At 52.4% G+C, this 1,253-nt stretch carries 1 rRNA gene; it reads right to left on the bottom strand.

Annotated elements, in window-relative coordinates:
- A 23S ribosomal RNA gene (locus tag MHN33_RS23755) occupies nucleotides 1–1,253 on the bottom strand; the annotation flags it as partial.

The raw sequence follows: 1,253 nt of genomic DNA, 5'->3' as shown, positions 1-1,253 counted from the left end.
TCCAAGTGAGAACTCATCTCGAGGCTCGCTTCCCGCTTAGATGCTTTCAGCGGTTATCGATTCCGAACGTAGCTACCGGGCAATGCCATTGGCATGACAACCCGAACACCAGCGGTTCGTCCACTCCGGTCCTCTCGTACTAGGAGCAGCCCCTCTCAATTCTCAAACGCCCACGGCAGATAGGGACCGAACTGTCTCACGACGTTCTAAACCCAGCTCGCGTACCACTTTAAATGGCGAACAGCCATACCCTTGGGACCGACTTCAGCCCCAGGATGTGATGAGCCGACATCGAGGTGCCAAACACCGCCGTCGATATGAACTCTTGGGCGGTATCAGCCTGTTATCCCCGGAGTACCTTTTATCCGTTGAGCGATGGCCCTTCCATTCAGAACCACCGGATCACTATGACCTACTTTCGTACCTGCTCGACGTGTCTGTCTCGCAGTTAAGCTGGCTTCTACCATTACACTAACCGTACGATGTCCGACCGTACTTAGCCAACCTTCGTGCTCCTCCGTTACTCTTTGGGAGGAGACCGCCCCAGTCAAACTACCCACCAGGCACTGTCCTCAACCCCGATTAGGGGCCTAAGTTAGAACATCAACACTACAAGGGTGGTATTTCAAGGTCGGCTCCACAATCACTAGCGTGACTGCTTCAAAGCCTCCCACCTATCCTACACATGTAGGGTCAATGTTCAGTGCCAAGCTGTAGTAAAGGTTCACGGGGTCTTTCCGTCTAGCCGCGGGTACACAGCATCTTCACTGCGATTTCAATTTCACTGAGTCTCGGGTGGAGACAGCGTGGCCATGGTTACACCATTCGTGCAGGTCGGAACTTACCCGACAAGGAATTTCGCTACCTTAGGACCGTTATAGTTACGGCCGCCGTTTACCGGGGCTTCGATCAAGAGCTTCGTCCGAAGACTAACCCCATCAATTAACCTTCCGGCACCGGGCAGGTGTCACACCGTATACGTCATCTTACGATTTTGCACAGTGCTGTGTTTTTAATAAACAGTCCCAGCCACCTGGTCACTGCGGCTCTCGCCTGCTTACGACGCGAAGTCTTCACAAGTAAGAGCGTACCTTCTCCCGAAGTTACGGTACAATTTTGCCTAGTTCCTTCACCCGAGTTCTCTCAAGCGCCTTAGTATTCTCTACCTGACCACCTGTGTCGGTTTAGGGTACGATTCGATATAAACTGAAGCTTAGAGGCTTTTCCTGGAAGTAGGGCATCAACAACTTCAC

It is taken from the genome of Pseudoalteromonas sp. OOF1S-7, assembly GCF_022347765.1.
Classification (GTDB): domain Bacteria; phylum Pseudomonadota; class Gammaproteobacteria; order Enterobacterales; family Alteromonadaceae; genus Pseudoalteromonas.
This window is presented reverse-complemented; position numbering and strand designations above follow the sequence as displayed.